This window comes from Ensifer sp. GW101-20A05 (assembly GCF_059424735.1).
This window is the reverse complement of record NZ_JBWKZT010000002.1, coordinates 769,352-788,061: the sequence shown is the minus strand read 5'-3', so window position 1 is coordinate 788,061 and position 18,710 is coordinate 769,352. Positions and strand designations below refer to the sequence as shown.

Here is an 18,710-nt window from a genome sequence, read left to right as displayed (position 1 = left end):
AACCCACGTCAACCGAGCTGCGGCCGGTTGATCGCGAGAAGGTGGTGTACGACCGGCGCCGCCGGCCCTTTGTGAAAACGACGAACGTCTTCCTGGACGTCGGCATCGGCCTTGGACACGCGCTTGTGCTGGCGCAGATGCTCGGCCCAGGATTCGACCATGAACCACTCAACCATGCGGCCGGTATCAGCCGCGTCCTCGGTCACGCCCCAGCCATAGGCGCCATCACGGCGGCGCTCGTGCGACAGACGGGCGAGCGCCTTCAGGAATTCGGAGCGGTCCGCCCTGTCGACCATGTATTCGATCAGCACAAGGACGGGGCCGCGGTCGTGTTCGACCGGCTCGCTGGTCAGCGGCTCCGGCCAATGGTTGGAGGGAATGAGGTCCGCCTCTCCCTTCGGCAATTTCATGGCGTGGAAGACGACGCCGACGCAGAGAAGGCCGATAGCCGCCGCCGAGAGGGTGAAGGGCACGCCGATCGCTTCGGCGATGGCGCCCCAGGCCAGGCTGCCTCCGGTCATGGCGCCGTTGAAAACGGTAAGATAGACGGCGAGCGTACGCCCGCGCACCCAATTGGGAAGGATGGCCTGCGCGGTGCTGTTTAGCGTCGTCAGTGCGGTGATCCAGGCCGCACCGCAAGCGAGCAAAGCGACAACCGCCACCCATTGCGCCGGCGCGAAGGAGAGCACGCCCATCACCGCGGCCGTGAGCACCGCAGAAAGCAAAAGCAGCCCGTCGGCATCCATCCGGGCGCGCAGGCGCGGCATCACCAGCGCGCCGCCGATCGCACCCGCGCCGACGGCACCGAGCAGGATGCCGTAGAAGCTGGCGCCACCGCCGAGAAGCTGGCGGGCAACCAACGGCAGCAGGGCCCAGATCGCGCTCGAAAATGCGAAGAACACGGCGGCACGCAACAGGACCACGTGCAGCTCGCGACTGGCGCGTGCGTAGCGCAACCCCGCCCGGAAGGCGCCAAAGAAGCGTTCCGCGAGAACGTCGTCCTCCGATACACCGCGCCGCCACCACAGGAGCGCCGCGATCACGAAGACATAGCTGATGACATCGACGCCATAGGTGACGGCTGCGCCGGACCAAGCGAGCAGCAGGCCGCCAAGCGCCGGACCGATCGCGCGGGCGATGTTGATGCCGAGCGAATTCAGCGCCACGGCGCCCTTGACGTCCTGCCTCGAGACGAGCTCAGGCACGATCGCCTGCCAGGTGGGGGCGACCAGTGCAGCCCCTATGCCGCCGACGAAGGTCAGCGCGATCAGCGAGCTCACGGACTGCAGACCTGTGGCGGAGAGAAACAGCAGGCAGAGGCTCGTGGATGCGAGCAGAAACTGCACCAGGATCAGGAATTTGCGCCGATCGAGAATATCCGAGAGAACCCCGGCAGGAATGGCGAGCAGGAAGATCGGCAGCGTCGCCGCCGCCTGGACCATGGAAACGGCGGCCGGCGTCGCCGACAGGTCGGTAACGAGCCAGGAGCTGGCGACATCACGGATAAAACTGCCGGTATTGCCGATGATCGTCGCCACCCACAGGACCGCAAAGACCTTCTGCCGCAACGGCGCAAACGTCCCTGCGCCCTCCTTCGCTGCCGTCATTGCCCAGCCTTTCCTGCGGATGCCCGTTCACGAAGATCGTAGCAGGCGACGAGCAGGAAGGCACCGCTGAGGCCGATATGCTCGAAGAAGCCGTTCGTCGCCATCGCACGCTCCATGCCGGGCGGAAGCTCCCAGAAGCGAAACGCGAGGAAGGTCGCGGCAAGCGTGAAAGCCGCGAGCGCGCTGGCAGCCGCCCAGCGGTAGAAACCTATGAGAATGAGGGCCGACATCAGAAGCTCGAAAACGATGACCCCGACGGCAAAGAGCGGCGCCGGATGCAGGCCGAAATGATCCATCTCGGCAAGCGCACCCGGAAAGTCGAAGATCTTCGTCAGCGGCCCCTGGATATAGGCCGAGCAAAGCGCCAGCAGGCCGACGAAGACGATCCATCGCCCGGCGTGGCTTGGCCACAGGCGGGCAGCGAGATGTTTTTCGAGAGAAGACAGGCTCAGCATTTTGTTTCCTTGTTAGACGGTCTTCGACTTAACGGGCGGCTTGGCCGCCTTCATCGGGTCTGCGGCCATTTCGAATTGCTGAACGCGGTCCGCGAAATGCCCTTGTAGTAGGCGCCCGCCTTCGCCGGCGATTGGTTCACCACGACCTTCGCCCAGGAGGGTCGCTTGTTATCTTTTGCGGGTGCACCATCGTCGCCGAGTGCCGCCGACGAAGTGATCAGGATGGAGGCTGCCAATGCGGCGGCGCCGACGATCGTTTTCATTTTGCGCCCTTCCACCGTCGTCACACGGCCCAGCAGGAGCAGCCGAGTGCGCCGAAGAAGCCCTTGAGATCGGCGATCGGCAGCTTTGACGTCCAGGCGCCGGCATGGTCGTGACCATGCAGACCGCAATTGCTGGCGCAGCCGCACGCGGTGATCGCCGTGCGCCGGAGCGAGTTCCTGCCGGCACCATCGGGCTCGCCCCAGGCGGCATAACCGCCGAAGCTGCGAACCGGCGACCAGTCGGGCATCGCCGGCGGCACCGGGTTCTCGTCGTGGGAAGCGAAGTCGCCGGCCGCATAGACGACCTTGCCGCCGACCATCGTCAGCTCCGAGGTCAGGAACGAGATCTCGTCCTCGGCGCAGGCGAAGTAGTCCTTGTTCGGCACGATCAGGTCGGCAAACTGCCCCGTCTCGATCCGGCCCTTCTTGCCTTCTTCGTTGGAGAACCACTGCACCTTCTCGGTCCACATCCGCAGTGCCGTCTCGCGATCGAGGCAGTTGGCGCGCGGATAGAGCTGCAGGCCGCCGATGGTCTTGCCGGTCACCATCCACGACAGCGAGACCCAAGGGTTGTAGGAGGCGACGCGGGTGGCATCGGTGCCGGCGGAAACGTTGACGCCCTTGTCCAGCATGCGCCTGATCGGCGGCGTCGCTTCCGCCACCCCGTGGCCGTAGCGCTCGACGAAATATTCGCCCTGGTAGGCCATGCGGTGCTGGGTGGCGATGCCGCCGCCAAGCGCGGCGATGCGGTCGATCGACCGGTCGGAGATCGTCTCGGCGTGGTCGAAGAACCAGTTGAGGCCGTCGAGCGGGATATCCTTGTCGACCTTCTCGAACACGTCGAGCGCGCGGCTGATGGTTTCGTCATAGGTCGCGTGCAGCCGCCAGGGCCAGCGGTTCTCGGCCAGCACCCGGACGACCTCCTCGAGTTCGCCCTCCATCTCCGGCGCCATCTCCGGGCGCGGCTGGCGGAAGTCCTCGAAGTCGGCCGCCGAAAACACCAGCATCTCGCCGGCGCCATTGTGGCGGAAGTAGTCGTTGCCCTGCTTGTATTTGACCGACGAGGTCCAGTTGAGGAAGTCCTCTTTCTCTTCCTTCGGTTTCTGGGTGAAGAGATTGTAGGCCAGGCGGACGGTCAGCTGATCGTCGTCCGACAGCTTCTGGATGACGGCGTAGTCGTCCGGATAGTTCTGGAAGCCGCCGCCAGCGTCGATGACGCTGGTGACGCCGAGCCGGTTGAGCTCGCGCATGAAGTGGCGGGTGGAGTTGACCTGATAGTCGAAGGGCAGTTTCGGTCCCTTGGCCAAGGTCGAATAGAGGATGCCGGCATTGGGCTTGGCCAGGAGCAGCCCGGTCGGGTTGCCGGCGGCATCACGGGTGATCTCGCCGCCCGGCGGGTTGGGCGTGTCCTTGCCATAGCCGACCGCCCTGAGGGCGGCGCCGTTCAAGAGCGCCCGGTCATAGAGATGCAGCAGGAACACCGGCGTATCCGGGGCGACCGCATTGATCTCGTCGATCGTCGGCAACCGCTTTTCGGCGAACTGGTGTTCGGTAAAGCCGCCGACGACCCGCACCCATTGCGGCGCCGGCGTGATCGCCACCTGTCGCTTCAGCATCGCCATCGCATCGGCGAGCGAACGCACGCCGTCCCAGCGCAGTTCCATGTTGAAGTTGAGGCCGCCGCGCACGACGTGGGTATGGTTGTCGTTGAGGCCCGGCAGCACGCGCTTGCCCTTGAGGTCGATCACCCGGGTGCCCGCGCCGGCCAGCGCCATGATCGTCCGGTCGTCGCCGACGGCCAGGAACTTTCCGTCCTTGATGGCAACCGCGCTTGCCGTCGGGTTGCTGCGGTCGAGCGTGGTGACAAGGCCGTTGTGCAGGATCAGGTCGGGCGTCATCGAGGTGTCTCCAGTCTGTTGGGCGTGTGTCGCGGTTGCCCTGCCCAAGGCTAGGGCGGCGGCGGTTGCACCGAGGAACGAGCGTCGCGTCGGCATCATCCGGCCCTTTCATCGTTGATGGCCGCATCCTTCGCCTTGCCGGCGGTGGCCGGTGCGCCGCCGGGCAGGTGGCCGAACATGTGCGGCATGCACTGCAGATTGAACCAGCTGAGATTGACCGGCTCACCCGACAGGGCGCGCTTGACCAGCGGCACCGATTGCTCGCCGATCAGGATGCCGAGCAAGCCGATGAGCGCAATGACCGGCGGCGCCGGCGAGCGGACGTTCAAGAGCGAATAGATGATGCCGACAAGCAGTCCGGCTCCGAGCGAGAGAAGATACAACTTCATCGCCAACTCCTTCACGAATGACAGTGCCGCCCTGGCCGCCTCAAGCACGGCCAGAGCGATAATCCAGGGCATCTCGGTCCCGTGTCAGTGCCCTTCGGAGGCGCCGAACATCGACTTGGCGTAGATGATGCCGAGGCCATAGGCGCCACCGAACTTCTTGGCGATGCCGGTGGTCATCTCGTAGGTCTCGGTACGGGCCCAGTCGCGCTGCAGCTCGAGCATGTACTGCAGCGCCGTCATCGGCCGCACACCGGCCTGCACCATGCGGTCCATCGCCCGCTCATGCGCCTCGTCGGAGACGTCGCCGCAGGCGTCGGCAATGACATAGACTTCGAAACCCTGGTCGAGCGCCGACAGCGTCGGGCCGACGATGCAGACCGAGGTCCAGAGCCCGCACATCACCAGGCGCTTCTTGCCGAGGCGGTTGACCTCTTCGATCACGGCGGCGTCTTCCCAGGTGTTCATCGAGGTGCGGTCCAAAAGCGTCTGGCCCGGGAAGGCGTCGGTGATCTCGGAGAACATCGGACCGGAGAAGGTCTTCTCGGCAACGGTGGTGAGAATGGTCGAAACGCCGAAGCCGGCGGCCGCATGGGCGACCAGTGCGGCGTTGTTGCGCAGCAGCACCGCATCGATCGACTTGGTCGCAAACGACATCTGCGACTGGAAATCGATCATGATCAGGGTGTGGTCCTTGGGCGAGACGAGGAGTTTGCCGGGGGTCGCTGTCGCGGGCATGGTCGTGGCCTCTTTCTATTGAAACTGGCTCCGATTGGAGAGGCCCAACTATGCCGCCGACGGCGGTCCCGTTCTTGTCGCCAAAGATGGATTTTTGAAAATTTCGCTCGTCATACCGGAGACTGTTAGTCTGATCCGGGCCGCTTCGCCGCACAACTATATTTGCGGTAAGCCCTACGACTGCCGGCTGCGTCGCCATTGGCGCGGCGTGGCCCCCACCGCCTGCGCGAAGGCACGGGTAAAATGGCTCTGATCCGAAAAACCGCAGGCGGTGGCGATCTCGCTCAGCGATGTGGGAGAGAACTGCAGCAGGTCCTTGGCCTTTTCGATCCTTTGCTGCAGCAGCCAGCGGAAGGGCGTGCTGCCCATGGTCTCCCGAAAGGCGCGGAGAAAAGCTGCCTGCGACAGGTTGCAGGTCGAGGCCAGCTCTTCGACGGTAAGCTCGCCGTCGAGACGGGCTTGCACGAGTTCGCGAATACTTGCCTGGCAGCGCTGCGAGAGCCTGCGTCCTCCAGCCAAACTTTCGCCGCGGCCGTTGCCGTACTGTCGCACCATATGCACGCCGATTGCGACGGAAAGCTGATCGACGAACAGCGCGCTGCGATCGGTGTAACCGTCCACCGACGCAAACAAGGCACCGAGCATGCCGCCGAGAACAGGATCGGGCGAGCCGGAAATGGACCTCAGCTCGCTGACTCCCGTGGCATTTGCTGCATCCGCAATCCTCTGGAGCGCACCGTAGCCGATTTCAAGCAAAGTGAAGTCGAAGGAACCTTCCAGATCCGCTTTGTAGTCGTCGGCGAAGTTCCTGACGTAAATGGAATTCTGGCCGAACTCCTGGATCGCCGAGTGATGCTCCCCGAAAACCCGGCGGCTATGACCGCCTGCGAGCGACAGGCCGATCAGATATCCCCGCCCATTGCCAGGAGTCGCGACCCTGCCCGGCGGACCCGCTGCCGATCGCTTGCGATAAAAGACCATGTCGCGGCCTTCGATCGTCCTGTCGTCATCGAGCTGGTCCAGCGAACATCCGAGGCTGTCGCGCGGGCGCAGTCCGACCGAGGCAGCGGAGGCATTCGTCATCGTCTTCGCTCCTGTTTGTCGAGACCACCCGCCAAAAACTCCCGCAGCGCTAATGAAAACGAAACGCGCGGAACCAACCGACGCCCGGATTGCTGTGCGCCTGGGACGCGTGCCACGCAGTTCATTCTCATCATCATCTGCAGGAGCGGCCTATGATGGCCCCGGCCGCCGCGTCATTCTTGCACGCTTTTCACGTGTTTTGAACAATCTGCATGAGGGCGCGCCCTCTTTCCACGCTATTACTGATCTACCGCCACCCCGACGGAGCGGTTCTTTTTCCTGAAGCGCGCCGGCGTTTCCGCCGTCTGGCTGGTGAACACCCGGGTCATGTGGCTCTGGTCGGCAAAACCGCAGTGGATCGCGACTTCGGCAAGGGGGGTGTCCTGAAGCAGACACTCCTTGACCCGCGCAATCCGGTATTCGGTCAGCCACCTGGACGGCGTGCGCCCGAAGCTCTCCTTGAAAGCCTTGTTGAAATAGCTGCGCGAGAGCTCGCACTGGGCGGCGAGATCGCCGATCGAAAACGCCTTGTTGAAGTGTGCGACCAGAAAATCCGTCGCCAGCCTCTCCTGCCATGGCGCGAGCGTACCCTTCTTGTCGACAGGGAAATGCAAACCGCCATAGGTCTGGCTGAGATGAGCCAGTGCTGCAAGGTTGATCTGTTCGACGAAAAGCAGATTGGCCCGGTCCGGCTCTTCGAGCGAGGGCAGCAGCGCCTGGGCGAGGCCGAACATCACCGGATCCACGCATCCCTGCACGGAAGACAACGACACATACTCGCCGCGTCCCGCCCTTTCGGTGAAGGCCCGCATGCAGGCGAATGGGATGTGGAAGCGGACATTGTCGAAGGGCGACAGATGGTGGCACTGCCATTGGTCCCGAAGATCGGTGATCGCGAGCGATGCCTTGGAGTGCCCTCCCTCATAGACGAGTTCGCCGCGCCGCCACAGGCGATGTGCCTCGAAGTCACGCATCTGGACGATGACGTTGAAGGCGTCGGCGACCGGGATCAGCGGCCCGAGGTCCAGATCGAAGCGATCCGAAAAGGTTCTCGTCACGGTGATATCGCCCGCGCTGATCCTTTTGACAGTGGGGCGCAGTGTGCGCTCACTTGCGCCCAGTCCCGCTTGTAAGGCCATCGGTCAGGGTCTCCCAGTATCGAGCTCAGCCGCCTGCTTCGGCGGCGGGGCAGATGCTACAACGGTTGGCGGCTGCATTACAGAGGCAAATCTCAGGGGACATCGCAGAGCTTCACAGGTCAACGGACGCTCCCCTCACTGCCGCCAGCGCGCGCGCCACACGGCCGGCGCCACTCCCGTCACCTCGCGAAAGGCTTCGATGAACCGCGCTTCGTCGGCATAACCGCAACTGGCGGCGGTTTTGGCCACCGACCACCCCTCCTCGATCAGATAGCGTTTGGCTCGGCCGATCCTGTACCGCATCAGCCACGCCTCCGGCGTTTGCCCGGTCACGGATGCAAAGGCCGCGGCAAAAGCGTCCTCAGACAGGTTTGCGGCCGACGCCGCAGCCGCAAACGAAAAGTCCTCGGCCCAATGGTCGATCATGAAGTCCTTGGCCGCCTTCTCCTGCCACACGGACAGATCGCGGCTGGCGGATGCATTGGCTCGATCCGGATAGGCGTGCAGGAGATGTGCGCAGATGGCGACAGCGATGTGCTGCAGTACGGGGCCCGGTTCCTTCTCGCTCTTGGCGAGAAGCGGCAGCAGCGCCAAGGCAAGATTGTGTATGACGTCGTCGATCTCGCCGCGGCGGCACCTGAGACCGGTGGCGGCCGGAGCGTGCGAGAACTCGGAGACTTCGCGGAACAAGGCCCGCGGCAGGTGGAAGGCGAGTGAATCGAGATCGCTGACAAGCCGGATACTGGCGCCCTGAACGAGATCGACGAGGCAGACCGACCCCTGCCGGTAGCGGCGAATTTCACTCTCGCCTCCGCCCGGCACCACGTCGCGGTGCATGACGTCCTTGAAATAGAACATCAGGAAATAGGCGTCGTCGGCGGGAAGGGACACGACGCGGCTCATTGCTCCATTCAGCCGGCATTGCAGGCGCGTGACCGAAAACCGGGCGTCGCGAACGGGCCGAACCTTGAGAAACGGCGCCTTCGGCTCGCCAAAACACGCTCCAATGCCATTCGGTTGTTTCATAGCCTGCCGTCCACCTTCGCCTCCTGGCGATGGAGTTCATTCTTCGCGTGGAAACCTGCCTGGATGCATGATCGCTCCGATGACGAACGCACAGGGGATCAACTCGCTATTGCCGTTCATGTCAGGGGAAAATGCAGGGTGCTGCCACCAATTTCTTGTATCCTTTGCTCACATTTAGCCGCAAACGACTCTGTTTTGACGGAAGCCCGTTGTGCGTGAACCGATCGCGCAATGCTCGCGGGACTCCTGGTCGATTGTCTTTTGGGGGCAAAGGGCCGATGTCCGAGCCCCTCTACAATCGTGGCGGGCATGAAATCGGACAGGAGGCATTGAAGGTGCTGCGGGAATTCCTTCAGGAGCCCACAGGCAGAAGTGATGCGGGCCGCATCGGCTGACGCGGCCCGCGATCGATTACTGTGAGGCGGCTTCGAGATCGACCTTGTCGAGCAGAAGCGCCGGATTTTCGGCGGCGCCCATCAGCTCGAGTGCGCCAATCCCGGCTTCATCCTTGGCCTTGACCTTCAGGGTGAAGGCGCCGGGCTTGCTGATGAACTGGGTAAACGCACTTGCCACGTCCTGCAGCTTCGGCTGTGTGGCAGCAAAATGCTGCACGCCAGCGCTCGTCATCAGCACGAGGAGACCGCGAACGCTGTCCTCGGTCATGTGGTTATCCTCGGCATAGAGTTTGATGCCCTTGGCCACGATGCCCTTGTCTTCGAGCTTGAGCGTGGCTTCCCGGGCCGTGAGGCCGAAGAGCGCCACCTGCGCAGCGGTCATGTCGCCGGAGAAGAAGTCCTTGCTCGCGCCGCCCATCAAGCCGGAGAAGGAGAAGCTGCCCATGTCCTTGCCACTCAAGGAGATATCCTTGATGACGAGGTTCTCGTTCGGCTCATCCCAGGTCAGCTCGACGTTGGAAGAGAACACCAGCTTGTCGAAGCCCAGCTTGCGCAGCGTCGCGAAGCCTTCCTCCTGCGTGTCGGCAGGAATCGGCACGCTGAGGTCGCGATAGCTGACGCGCACATCCGTCGGGATGCCGTTGTGCAGCTTGGTCAGGGCCAGCTCGTAGTTGTCGAGCGTGAAACGGACGCGCTCCGGAACGGAAGGCACGGCCGCCTGCTCGGCCGGCGCTTCGGCCATCGGATCGTCCTGGGCATCGCCGGGGACCTCTGCCTCGGATGAGGCGTCGCCATCGGTTGCCTCATCCGGCGCCGGCTCGGCGCTGACCGCCGGATCGGCTTCGCTTTCGGTGACGCTCTGGTCGTCTTCAACAGTTTCGTCGTCGGTCACGCTTGTCGGCGGGCTGCCGGGCATGTCTACATCCAGCCCGGCGATACGGATCGTTCCGAATTCCGGCATCAGGGTCGTGAAGGGGAAGGTTTCAAACTCTTCCTCTTTCAGGCCCGCCAGCTTCGTGAGCGCCTCCATGGTCGGAGCCCAGGAGAAGCCCTTGATGCTGGCTTCGGCGAGCTTGACGTAGTCTGCGCCCTCTCCGGCGGAAAGACCGTGCAAGGCACCGTCGAAGCTGCGGCCATTGAGCTGCATCGCCATTTTGCCGACGGCGAGCTTGATCGTCTTGCCTTCCTCTTCGCTGCTCTTGTCCGGCACTTCCATCTTGAGGCCGAGCAATTCGATGTCGCCGCTGCCGATCATGTCGACAACTGAAAGGATGCGCTTGAAGAACGCTTGCCGCTCCGCCGGCGGCAACGCTTCGGGGTCCGTCACCCCTTGCAACTTCTTCAAGGTCTCCAGCAACGGCTCGGCCGGCATGCGCGCGCTGAAGCCCTTGCTGCGCACTTCGTCATAACCGAACTGCGCCTCGCCGTCGGAGAAGGAAAGGTTCTTTGCCGACATCGGACCGTAAAGCGGCTTCGGCTCCTTGTCGTCCGGGCCGGCCTTTTCCGTGTAGATCCGCACCATATAGGCCGCGTCGAAGTTCTCGCCTGCGACAGCCCCGATCGAGCCGTTCATCTGCTCGCGCTTCGTTGCGCCTTCTCCGTCTGGAACATCCATGGCGAAGGCGAAGCTTGCACCGCTCGCCGAATAACGAGAAACGCGGCCGCCGGCGATGTCTTCGAGCGCGAGGTCCTTGTAGACCGTTTTCTGCTCGGTGCCGGCCACATCCTGGCTGATCGTCGCCTCCGGCGCCGATATCCGTTTTGCGGCAAAGCGCTCGATGCGTTTCAGCGTCGTCAACTCACCCTGATCGCCTGCCTTGGAAAGCGCGCCAGCGAAGAAGTCCGGTTCTTCGAGGGTCGCATGCGGCACGGAGAACTTGCCTGCGGCGATATCGAGCTCAAGGCCCTTCACATCAAGCCTGCCGCTCAGGAAGAAGATCTTTGGCCGACCATCGATCGCGGCGACCTGGACACGGGCGCCATTGGCGAAGGGCAGCGTCACGTCACGCAGATGAATGCGCCCGAGGAAATCCGCCTCGACGGAGCCCGCCTTGCCGCCACGCTCGGCGATGAACTTGTCGACCGTCCTTTCGAGCATGAACTTGCCGCCGACCACGCCGGCGGCTGCGATCGCGATCACCGCGACGGCCGCCCAAAGTGCTTTGCGACGGCCCTTGCCGGCCCCAGTTTCTGTCTCAGCCACGATGTCTGTCCTTTCACCACGCGAAAAATGGAAAAGCTCTTTGAGTCTTTGCGGATGTGACTAACCATTGGCGCTTTCTTACGCAAGTTTGGCGGGAGTACAGTGCACCAATATTCTTGTGTGGGCTGCAATCGGCAAAGCGCTCGCGCGTCATCAAAGATGCATGCAGGGCTGCAAGCATGCGCTTGTTGCCCCGCCGTCCATTAGTCATAGGATCGTCTTATCGCCACCATCAGGAAATCCAACTTAAATTAATGAAACCACTTTGATAGAGTTGCCGGTGCAATGAGGGAGACGCAGCCAGTGGCGAGACCGCTTCGCGGAACGACAACCACCGACGGCACAAAGAATGCCGCAAGCCGGGCCCGGCGCATCGCTGGCCCGCACAGCCTGCCTTTCCTCTGATCCGCACAATTCACGTTATCGCAAAGGGAGATAGAAATGGACGCGAAAGCCGACAAAACGGGCAAATGTCCCGTCATGCACGGAGCTCAGACGAGCGCTCAATCCGCCGGCACCTCGAACCGTGACTGGTGGCCGAACCAGCTCAACCTGAAGATCCTGCACCAGAATTCCTCCCTTTCCGACCCGATGGGCGAAGCCTTCAACTATGCCGAGGAATTCAAGAAGCTTGATCTGCCAGCGGTGAAGAATGACCTCTTCGCGCTGATGACCGATTCGCAGGATTGGTGGCCGGCCGACTTCGGCCACTACGGCCCACTCTTCATCCGCATGGCCTGGCACAGCGCCGGCACCTACCGCACCGGCGACGGCCGCGGGGGCGCAGGCGCCGGGCAACAGCGCTTTGCGCCACTCAACAGCTGGCCGGACAACGCCAACCTCGACAAGGCGCGCCGCCTCCTCTGGCCCATCAAGCAGAAGTACGGCAGCAGCATCTCCTGGGCCGACCTGATGATCCTCGCGGGCAACTGTGCGCTCGAGTCGATGGGCTTCAGGACCTTCGGCTTCGCCGGCGGCCGTCCGGACGTGTGGGAACCGGAAGAGGACATCTACTGGGGTACGGAAAAGACCTGGCTTGACGACAAGCGCTATTCCGGCGACCGCGACCTCGAAAATCCGCTCGCAGCGGTGCAGATGGGCCTGATCTATGTCAATCCGGAAGGCCCAAACGGCAACCCGGACCCGGTCGCTGCGGCCCGTGACATCCGCGAGACCTTCGCGCGCATGGCGATGAACGACGAGGAAACTGTCGCGCTCATCGCCGGCGGCCACACCTTCGGCAAGACCCATGGCGCCGGTGATGCCGCCAATGTCGGTCGCGAGCCGGAAGGCGCCGGCATCGAGGAACAGGGCCTCGGCTGGGCAAGCACCTACGGCAGCGGCCGTGGTGGCGACGCCATCACCAGCGGTCTCGAAGTCACCTGGACGACGACGCCGACCAAGTGGAGCAACAACTTCTTCTGGAACCTCTTCGGCTACGAATGGGAACTGACGAAGAGCCCGGCCGGTGCGCACCAGTGGACGCCGAAGCATGGCATGGGCGCCGGCACCGTCCCGGATGCGCATGACAAGTCCAAGCGTCACGCCCCGTCGATGCTGACGACCGACCTCGCGCTACGCGTCGACCCCGCCTACGAAAAGGTCGCACGGCACTTCTACGAGAACCCGGACGCCTTCGCAGACGCCTTCGCTCGCGCCTGGTACAAGCTGACGCACCGCGACATGGGCCCACGCGCCCGCTATCTCGGCCCGGAAGTGCCGGCCGAAGACCTGATCTGGCAGGATCCGATCCCCGCCGTCGATCATCCGCTCGTCGACGCCAAGGATATCGCCGACCTCAAGGCCAAGATCCTTGCTTCGGGCCTTTCGGTCTCCGAACTGGTCTCCACCGCCTGGGCGTCCGCCTCGACCTTCCGCGGTTCGGACAAGCGCGGCGGTGCCAACGGTGCCCGCATCCGTCTTGCCCCGCAGAAGGACTGGCAGGTCAACCAGCCGGTACAGCTGGCCAAGGTGCTCGAAACCCTCGAAGGCATCCAGCGCGCCTTCAACGACGCGCAGTCCGGCGGCAAGAAGGTGTCGGTCGCCGACCTGATCGTGCTTGGCGGTGCGGCCGCAATCGAGAAGGCAGCGAAAGCGGCGGGTCACGACGTTGAGGTTGCCTTCGCACCGGGTCGCGCAGATGCCAGCCAGGAGCAGACCGACGTCGACTCCTTCGAGGTGCTCGAGCCAATCGCCGATGGTTTCCGCAACTACCAGCGGACCCAATACGCGGTATCGCCGGAAGAGCTGCTGATCGACAGGGCACAGTTGCTGACGCTGAGCGCGCCGGAAATGACCGTTCTCGTCGGCGGGCTTCGTGTCCTCGGCGCGAACCACGATGCGACGAAGCACGGCGTCTTCACCGATCGCCCGGAAACGCTCAGCAACGACTTCTTCGTCAACCTGCTCGATATGGCCACCGCGTGGACGGCGACGTCGGATGCCAAGGACGTCTTCGAAGGTCGTGACCGCAAGACCGGCGACGTCAAGTGGACGGCGACCCGCGTCGATCTCGTCTTCGGATCCAACTCGCAGCTTCGGGCAATCGCGGAAGTCTATGGACAGACGGATGCCAAGAAGAAGTTCGTGCGCGACTTCGTGGCCGCCTGGAACAAGGTGATGGACGCCGATCGCTTCGATCTCACCTGACATTCCGGCCTGACGCCACCATCGACCGCAGGTCCCGGCATAAAGCCGGGGCCTGTTTTTAGAGCATCCGCGCGAAATGCGTCACCTAAGGTTGCAAGGCCGGCCCTGCGGCCGCCACGGCGCAACACACGTTAAACGGTCGCCCTCGGGTGACGGGTTCAACCGAACCATCCTGAACCTCGCGCCAGCAAGCACTTCCACCTCGGACCGGACAAGGGGTGCAAACCATTGCTTTTGTGACAAGTTCTCCTTCGTGCCGTCCAGCTCCGGCAAACCCATCCCATTTATGTGGTCGACGCCTTATCAACCATTAGTTGCGTGACTTGAGGCAGAGAACGTGTTCTGCTTTCAACGCAACGAGGGCGCCTGCCCAGGCGCGCTGAAGTCATCTCAAGCTGTTTCGTTCAGGGGGAACGTTGCATGCGTCATACGAGAATCCGTGCAGCTTCAATCACATCAACGCTTCTGGTCGCAATTGGTCTGACGGCGCAGACGGCTCTTGCCCAGCAGGCTCCGGCCGTTGTCGTGGCGCCGGCAGCAATCATGGACCTGCGCGAAAGCGTCGACCTGACCGGCAAGGTCACCGCCATTCAGAAGGTCGATATTCGCGCCCGCGTGCCGGGCTTCCTCGAAGCCGTCAACTTCACCGAGGGACAGAAGGTCACCGCTGGCACGGTGCTCTACCAGGTCGAAGACGGCGCCTATCGCGCCGCCGTCCAGGAAATCCAGGGACAGATCGAAGCGGCGGAAGCCTCCAAGGATCTGGCTGTCCTTGAGCGCGATCGCGCCGACCAGCTCCTCACCACCAAGACCGTCTCCCAGGCCAAGGTGGACGAGGCTAATGCCGCGGTCCGCAAGGCAGACGGCGATCTCGTGCGGCTCAAGGGCAGCAAGGACAATGCCGACCTCAACCTTTCCTACACGAAGATCGTGGCCCCCTTCGACGGCATCGTCGGCCTGACCGCCGCCGATGTCGGCGCACTCGTCGGTCCGGACAGCGGGTCGCTGGTCACGCTGACCCGGCTTGATCCCATCTATGTTCAGTTTCCGGTAGCGACCGCGCTCTACCTCACCTATCGCGAGCGCGTGCTGAAGGGCGAGATCAGCGGCGGCGCCAATGTCGGGCTTGGGCTTCCGAACGGCACGGAATACAAGCAGAAGGGCACGATCAACTTCATCGCCAGCAACGTCTCGCAAGGCACCGACACGGTGACCGTGCGGGCCGAATTCCCCAATCCGGACAGCATACTGCTCGACGGCGCCCTGGTGCGCGTCGTGCTCGAGCAGTCGGACAAACAGGATGTTCTGGCCGTGCCGCAGCAGGCGATCCAGCGCGATCAGCAGGGGGCCTTCGTGCTGGTGGTCGACGCCAGCTCCAAGGTGGAGCTCCGCCGCGTCGATGTAGCGCGCAACACCCGCGGCCAGGCGGTCATCAGCAAGGGCCTGAAAGAAGGCGAGAACGTCATCACCGAGGGGGCGGGCAAGGTCCGGCCGGGCATCACCGTCGATGCCGCCACGGCAGCAGGTGGCTAAGCGATGATTTCAGAGATCTTCATCGATCGCCCGCGCTTCGCCACGGTCATTTCCATCGTGCTGACGCTGGCGGGCCTTCTGGCGCTCACCCGTCTGCCGATCGCGCAGTTCCCCGACATCGTGCCGCCGCAGGTCAGCGTCACGGCAAGCTATCCAGGCGCCGGCGCCGACGTGGTGGAAACCACCGTTGCCCAGCCGATCGAGAGCAAGGTCGTCGGCGTCGACGACATGCTCTACATGAAATCGACGAGCGGCGCCGACGGCTCCTATACATTGACCGTCACCTTCGCCGTCGGGACCGACCCTGACATCGCCACCGTCAACGTGCAGAACCGCGTGTCGCTGGCCGAGGCCGGTCTACCGTCCGAGGTCAAGCAGAGCGGCGTCAGCGTGCGCAAGAAGTCGTCGGCGCTGATGCAGGTGATCACCATCTTTGCTGCAGACGAGAAGCAGAACTTCGATTCCCTGTTCCTGTCCAACTACGCCACGATCAACGTGCTCGACACGGTCAAGCGCGTGCCCGGCGTCGGCGATGCTCAGCTCTTCGGAGCCCAGGACTATTCGATGCGCGTCGTCCTCGACATCGACCGCATGACGAGCCTGGACCTGACGCCAACCGACGTGATCAACGCGTTGAAGGCGCAGAACGTTCAGGCAGCGATTGGCCGCATCGGCGCCCAGCCGATGACCGACGATCCGCTGTTCCAGCTCAATCTTCAAACGCAAGGGCGCCTCACCGATCCCAAGCAGTTCGAAGACGTGGTGCTGCGTGCAAGGCCCGACGGCTCCTATGTGCGCATCCGCGACGTTGCGCGTGTCGAGCTCGGCGCCGCCAGTTCGGATTCCAACGCCCGGATCAATGGTAAGCCTGTCGCCATGATCGGCACCTATCAGGCGCCGGGCGCCAACGCGCTTGCCGCCGCCAAAGGCGTGCAGGAGGCGATGGAACGCTTGTCGAAATCCTTCCCGCCCGGCCTCACCTATTCGGTCTCCTATGATACGGCGCAGTTCGTCGAAGCCAGCGTCGACAATGTCGAGGAAACGTTGTTCGAGGCCTTCGTCCTCGTCATTATCATCGTCTTCCTGTTCCTCGGGAACTGGCGGGCAACGCTGATCCCGCTCGTCGCCGTTCCGGTCGCCCTGATCGGCACTTTCGCGGTGCTGCTCGCCATGGGCTTTTCGCTCAACACCGTGTCGTTGCTGGCATTGGTTCTGGCGATCGGTATCGTCGTCGACGACGCCATCGTGGTCGTCGAAAACGTCGAGCGGGTGATGGAGGAAAATCCCGGTCTCTCGGCCGCGGAAGCCGCGCGGCGCGCCATGGGCGAAATCACCGGCGCCATCGTCGCCATCACCCTCGTGCTGCTGTCGGTTTTCGTCCCCGTCGCCTTCATCCCGGGCTTGAGCGGCCAGCTGTTCCAGCAGTTCGCCGTCGCCGTCTCGGTGTCGATGGTGATCTCGGCGATCAACGCGCTGACGCTCAGCCCGGCGCTCTGCGCCGTGCTTCTGAAGCCGCATCATGGGCCGAAGCGCGGCATTCTCGGCTACATTTCGCGCACCATCGACAAGGGGCGCGACGGTTATGCCTTTGTCGCCGGCCACATCGCCCGCCGCGCGATCATCGGCCTTGCGTTGCTGGCCGTCGCCTTCGTCGCCACCGGCTACCTCTTCCGTGTCGTGCCGACCGGCTTCCTGCCGGCGGAAGACCAGGGCGCCTTCTTTACCGAAATCCGCCTGCCGGAAGGCGCCTCCTACAACCGTACCGACGCGGTAGTGAAACAGGTGGAGACGATGCTTGGCGACATCGAGGGGGTCGCCAATGTGATCACCGTCACCGGCTACTCCTTCCTCGATGGCCTGTCGAAGTCCAACTCGGCCTTCGCGATCGTCACCATGAAGCCCTTCGCAGAGCGCCTAAGTGATGCGGCCGGCGTCGAAGCGGCAATCCGCACGACCATGGCCAAGGGGCAGGCGATCCGCGGCGCACAGATCTTCGCCTTCAACCTGCCGCCGATCATGGGCCTCGGCACCGGTTCGGGCTTCGAATACCAGCTGCTCGATCTGCAGGGTCGTTCGGTCGCCGATCTTTCGGCCACGGCGGGCGGCCTGATCATCGCCGCGAACCAGAATCCGGCGCTCGGGCCAACCTTTACCACCTATTCGGCGAGCTCGCCGCAGCTCTATCTCGATATCGACCGCGACCGTCTGCAATCGCTCGGCGTCTCGGTCAGCGACCTCTTCACCACGCTGCAGGGCACGCTCGGCAGCTACTACGTCAACGACTTCAACCTCTTCGGCCGCACCTGGAAGGTGACGATGCAGGCTTCTCAGGCGGACCGAAACGCCGTCGACGACATTCAGCGTCTGCACGTGCGCAACGCAAACGGCGACATGGTGCCGGTCGCTTCGGTCGCCAAGGTCGACTATATCGTCGGCCCGCAGTCGATCGTACGCTACAACAACTATCGCTCGATCACGCTGAACGGCCAGCCGTCCGCGGGACATTCGTCCGGTGAGGCGCTCGCCGCGATGGAGGCGCTCTCGGCTTCGACATTGCCGCCTGGATACAGCTACGAATGGACTGGAACGGCGCTGCAGGAACTGGAAGCGGCCGGCAAGACTACCGCCATCCTGGCGATGGCCGTGCTCTTCGCCTACCTCTTCCTCGTGGCACTCTATGAAAGCTGGACGATCCCGGTGCCGGTGCTGCTGTCGGTCGTCTTCGGCGTATCAGGTGCGCTGCTGTCGGTGCTCGTCGCCGGGCTTTCCTTCGACATCTACGCCCAGATCGGCCTCGTCGTTTTGATCGCGCTCGCCTCGAAGAACGCGATCCTGATCGTCGAGTTCGCCAAGGCCCACCGTGAAGCCGGCGCTTCGATCGTCGATGCGGCGATCGAAGGGGCGCGCGCCCGCTTCCGCGCCGTGATGATGACGAGCTTCGCCTTCATCGTCGGCCTGGTGCCGCTGGTGGTCGCCAAGGGCGCTGGTGAACTCAGCCGTCGCGCGGTCGGCACCGGCGTTGCCGGCGGCATGCTTGCCGCGGCACTCGTCGGCATCTTCGTCATCCCGGCGCTCTACGTTGCCTTCCAGTGGCTGCGCGAGCGCGGCCACAAGCTTGCCGGCATTTCCATGCACCCGGTCGGAGCGCACGGCGCGTCGGCAGAAAGTGGCGCGACGGAGAGCGGCGCCCAGACACCAACCAGCCATGGATAGGCTTGGCGGCCCGACGGCAACATCGACAACGGGGCCGGTTCGGCCCCGTTTCCATTCGACCCTTTCCGCCAATCGGCGTTGGATCCGCCTGCCCCACAATCCCGACAGGAACTGCCTCCGGG

At 63.5% G+C, this 18,710-nt stretch carries 13 protein-coding genes; 3 read left to right on the top strand and 10 right to left on the bottom strand.

Annotated features, from left to right (window positions below):
• Positions 1–8: 8 nt before the first annotated feature.
• The 10 genes from AC070A_RS08690 to AC070A_RS08645 all read right to left on the bottom strand — a co-directional run bounded on the left by AC070A_RS08690 (position 9) and on the right by AC070A_RS08645 (position 11,193).
• A complete protein-coding gene (locus AC070A_RS08690; protein WP_113132983.1) occupies positions 9–1,607 on the bottom strand; it encodes an MFS transporter in 1,599 nt (532 codons plus the stop codon).
• Positions 1,604–2,062, bottom strand: coding sequence for a DoxX family protein (locus AC070A_RS08685; protein ID WP_113132984.1), 459 nt, complete (start codon positions 2,060–2,062; stop codon positions 1,604–1,606). The genes AC070A_RS08690 and AC070A_RS08685 overlap by 4 nt, the downstream gene beginning before the upstream one ends.
• A gap of 50 nt (positions 2,063–2,112) precedes the next feature.
• Positions 2,113–2,325 carry a hypothetical protein gene (locus tag AC070A_RS08680; RefSeq protein WP_113132985.1) on the bottom strand — a complete coding sequence of 71 codons (213 nt, stop codon included), beginning with the start codon at positions 2,323–2,325 and terminating at the stop codon, positions 2,113–2,115.
• Positions 2,326–2,345: 20 nt separating this feature from the next.
• A complete protein-coding gene (locus AC070A_RS08675; protein ID WP_492384393.1) occupies positions 2,346–4,319 on the bottom strand; it encodes an amidohydrolase in 1,974 nt (657 codons plus the stop codon).
• A complete protein-coding gene (locus AC070A_RS08670; protein ID WP_057255558.1) occupies positions 4,319–4,612 on the bottom strand; it encodes a XapX domain-containing protein in 294 nt (97 codons plus the stop codon). The genes AC070A_RS08675 and AC070A_RS08670 overlap by 1 nt, the downstream gene beginning before the upstream one ends.
• An 84-nt stretch (positions 4,613–4,696) precedes the next feature.
• Positions 4,697–5,347 (bottom strand): hydrolase, encoded by a 651-nt coding sequence (locus AC070A_RS08665; RefSeq protein WP_057255441.1) that lies wholly within the window; start codon positions 5,345–5,347, stop codon positions 4,697–4,699.
• A 174-nt stretch (positions 5,348–5,521) separates the two neighbouring features.
• The gene (locus tag AC070A_RS08660; protein ID WP_057255440.1) at positions 5,522–6,430 is read right to left on the bottom strand and encodes a helix-turn-helix domain-containing protein; all 909 of its coding nucleotides are present in this window, start codon (positions 6,428–6,430) and stop codon (positions 5,522–5,524) included.
• A 239-nt stretch (positions 6,431–6,669) separates the two neighbouring features.
• Complete coding sequence (locus AC070A_RS08655; protein ID WP_057255439.1) at positions 6,670–7,569, bottom strand: helix-turn-helix domain-containing protein; 900 nt, start codon at positions 7,567–7,569, stop codon at positions 6,670–6,672.
• A 135-nt stretch (positions 7,570–7,704) separates the two neighbouring features.
• Complete coding sequence (locus AC070A_RS08650; protein ID WP_112996403.1) at positions 7,705–8,595, bottom strand: helix-turn-helix domain-containing protein; 891 nt, start codon at positions 8,593–8,595, stop codon at positions 7,705–7,707.
• Positions 8,596–9,006: 411 nt separating this feature from the next.
• Positions 9,007–11,193, bottom strand: coding sequence for an aq_1923 C-terminal domain (locus AC070A_RS08645; protein ID WP_492383834.1), 2,187 nt, complete (start codon positions 11,191–11,193; stop codon positions 9,007–9,009).
• Between the two features lie 441 nt (positions 11,194–11,634).
• Here AC070A_RS08645 and katG point away from each other — a divergent pair, with 441 nt between their 5' ends.
• The 3 genes from katG to AC070A_RS08630 all read left to right on the top strand — a co-directional run bounded on the left by katG (position 11,635) and on the right by AC070A_RS08630 (position 18,588).
• A complete protein-coding gene (gene katG, locus AC070A_RS08640) occupies positions 11,635–13,842 on the top strand; it encodes a catalase/peroxidase HPI (RefSeq protein ID WP_494773562.1) in 2,208 nt (735 codons plus the stop codon).
• Between the two features lie 420 nt (positions 13,843–14,262).
• The gene (locus AC070A_RS08635) at positions 14,263–15,375 is read left to right on the top strand and encodes an efflux RND transporter periplasmic adaptor subunit (RefSeq protein WP_110879862.1); all 1,113 of its coding nucleotides are present in this window, start codon (positions 14,263–14,265) and stop codon (positions 15,373–15,375) included.
• Positions 15,376–15,378: 3 nt separating this feature from the next.
• The gene (locus AC070A_RS08630; protein WP_492383832.1) at positions 15,379–18,588 is read left to right on the top strand and encodes an efflux RND transporter permease subunit; all 3,210 of its coding nucleotides are present in this window, start codon (positions 15,379–15,381) and stop codon (positions 18,586–18,588) included.
• Positions 18,589–18,710 lie beyond the last annotated feature (122 nt).

Coding starts and splice junctions, on each gene's coding strand:
- AC070A_RS08630 (WP_492383832.1), top strand. CDS start 15,379: ATGATTTCAGAGATCTTCATCGATCGCCCGCGCTTCGCCACGGTCATT.
- AC070A_RS08650 (WP_112996403.1), bottom strand. CDS start 8,595: ATGAAACAACCGAATGGCATTGGAGCGTGTTTTGGCGAGCCGAAGGCG.
- AC070A_RS08670 (WP_057255558.1), bottom strand. CDS start 4,612: ATGAAGTTGTATCTTCTCTCGCTCGGAGCCGGACTGCTTGTCGGCATC.
- AC070A_RS08660 (WP_057255440.1), bottom strand. CDS start 6,430: ATGACGAATGCCTCCGCTGCCTCGGTCGGACTGCGCCCGCGCGACAGC.
- AC070A_RS08690 (WP_113132983.1), bottom strand. CDS start 1,607: ATGACGGCAGCGAAGGAGGGCGCAGGGACGTTTGCGCCGTTGCGGCAG.
- AC070A_RS08685 (WP_113132984.1), bottom strand. CDS start 2,062: ATGCTGAGCCTGTCTTCTCTCGAAAAACATCTCGCTGCCCGCCTGTGG.
- AC070A_RS08675 (WP_492384393.1), bottom strand. CDS start 4,319: ATGCCGACGCGACGCTCGTTCCTCGGTGCAACCGCCGCCGCCCTAGCC.
- katG (WP_494773562.1), top strand. CDS start 11,635: ATGGACGCGAAAGCCGACAAAACGGGCAAATGTCCCGTCATGCACGGA.
- AC070A_RS08680 (WP_113132985.1), bottom strand. CDS start 2,325: ATGAAAACGATCGTCGGCGCCGCCGCATTGGCAGCCTCCATCCTGATC.
- AC070A_RS08655 (WP_057255439.1), bottom strand. CDS start 7,569: ATGGCCTTACAAGCGGGACTGGGCGCAAGTGAGCGCACACTGCGCCCC.
- AC070A_RS08635 (WP_110879862.1), top strand. CDS start 14,263: ATGCGTCATACGAGAATCCGTGCAGCTTCAATCACATCAACGCTTCTG.
- AC070A_RS08665 (WP_057255441.1), bottom strand. CDS start 5,347: ATGCCCGCGACAGCGACCCCCGGCAAACTCCTCGTCTCGCCCAAGGAC.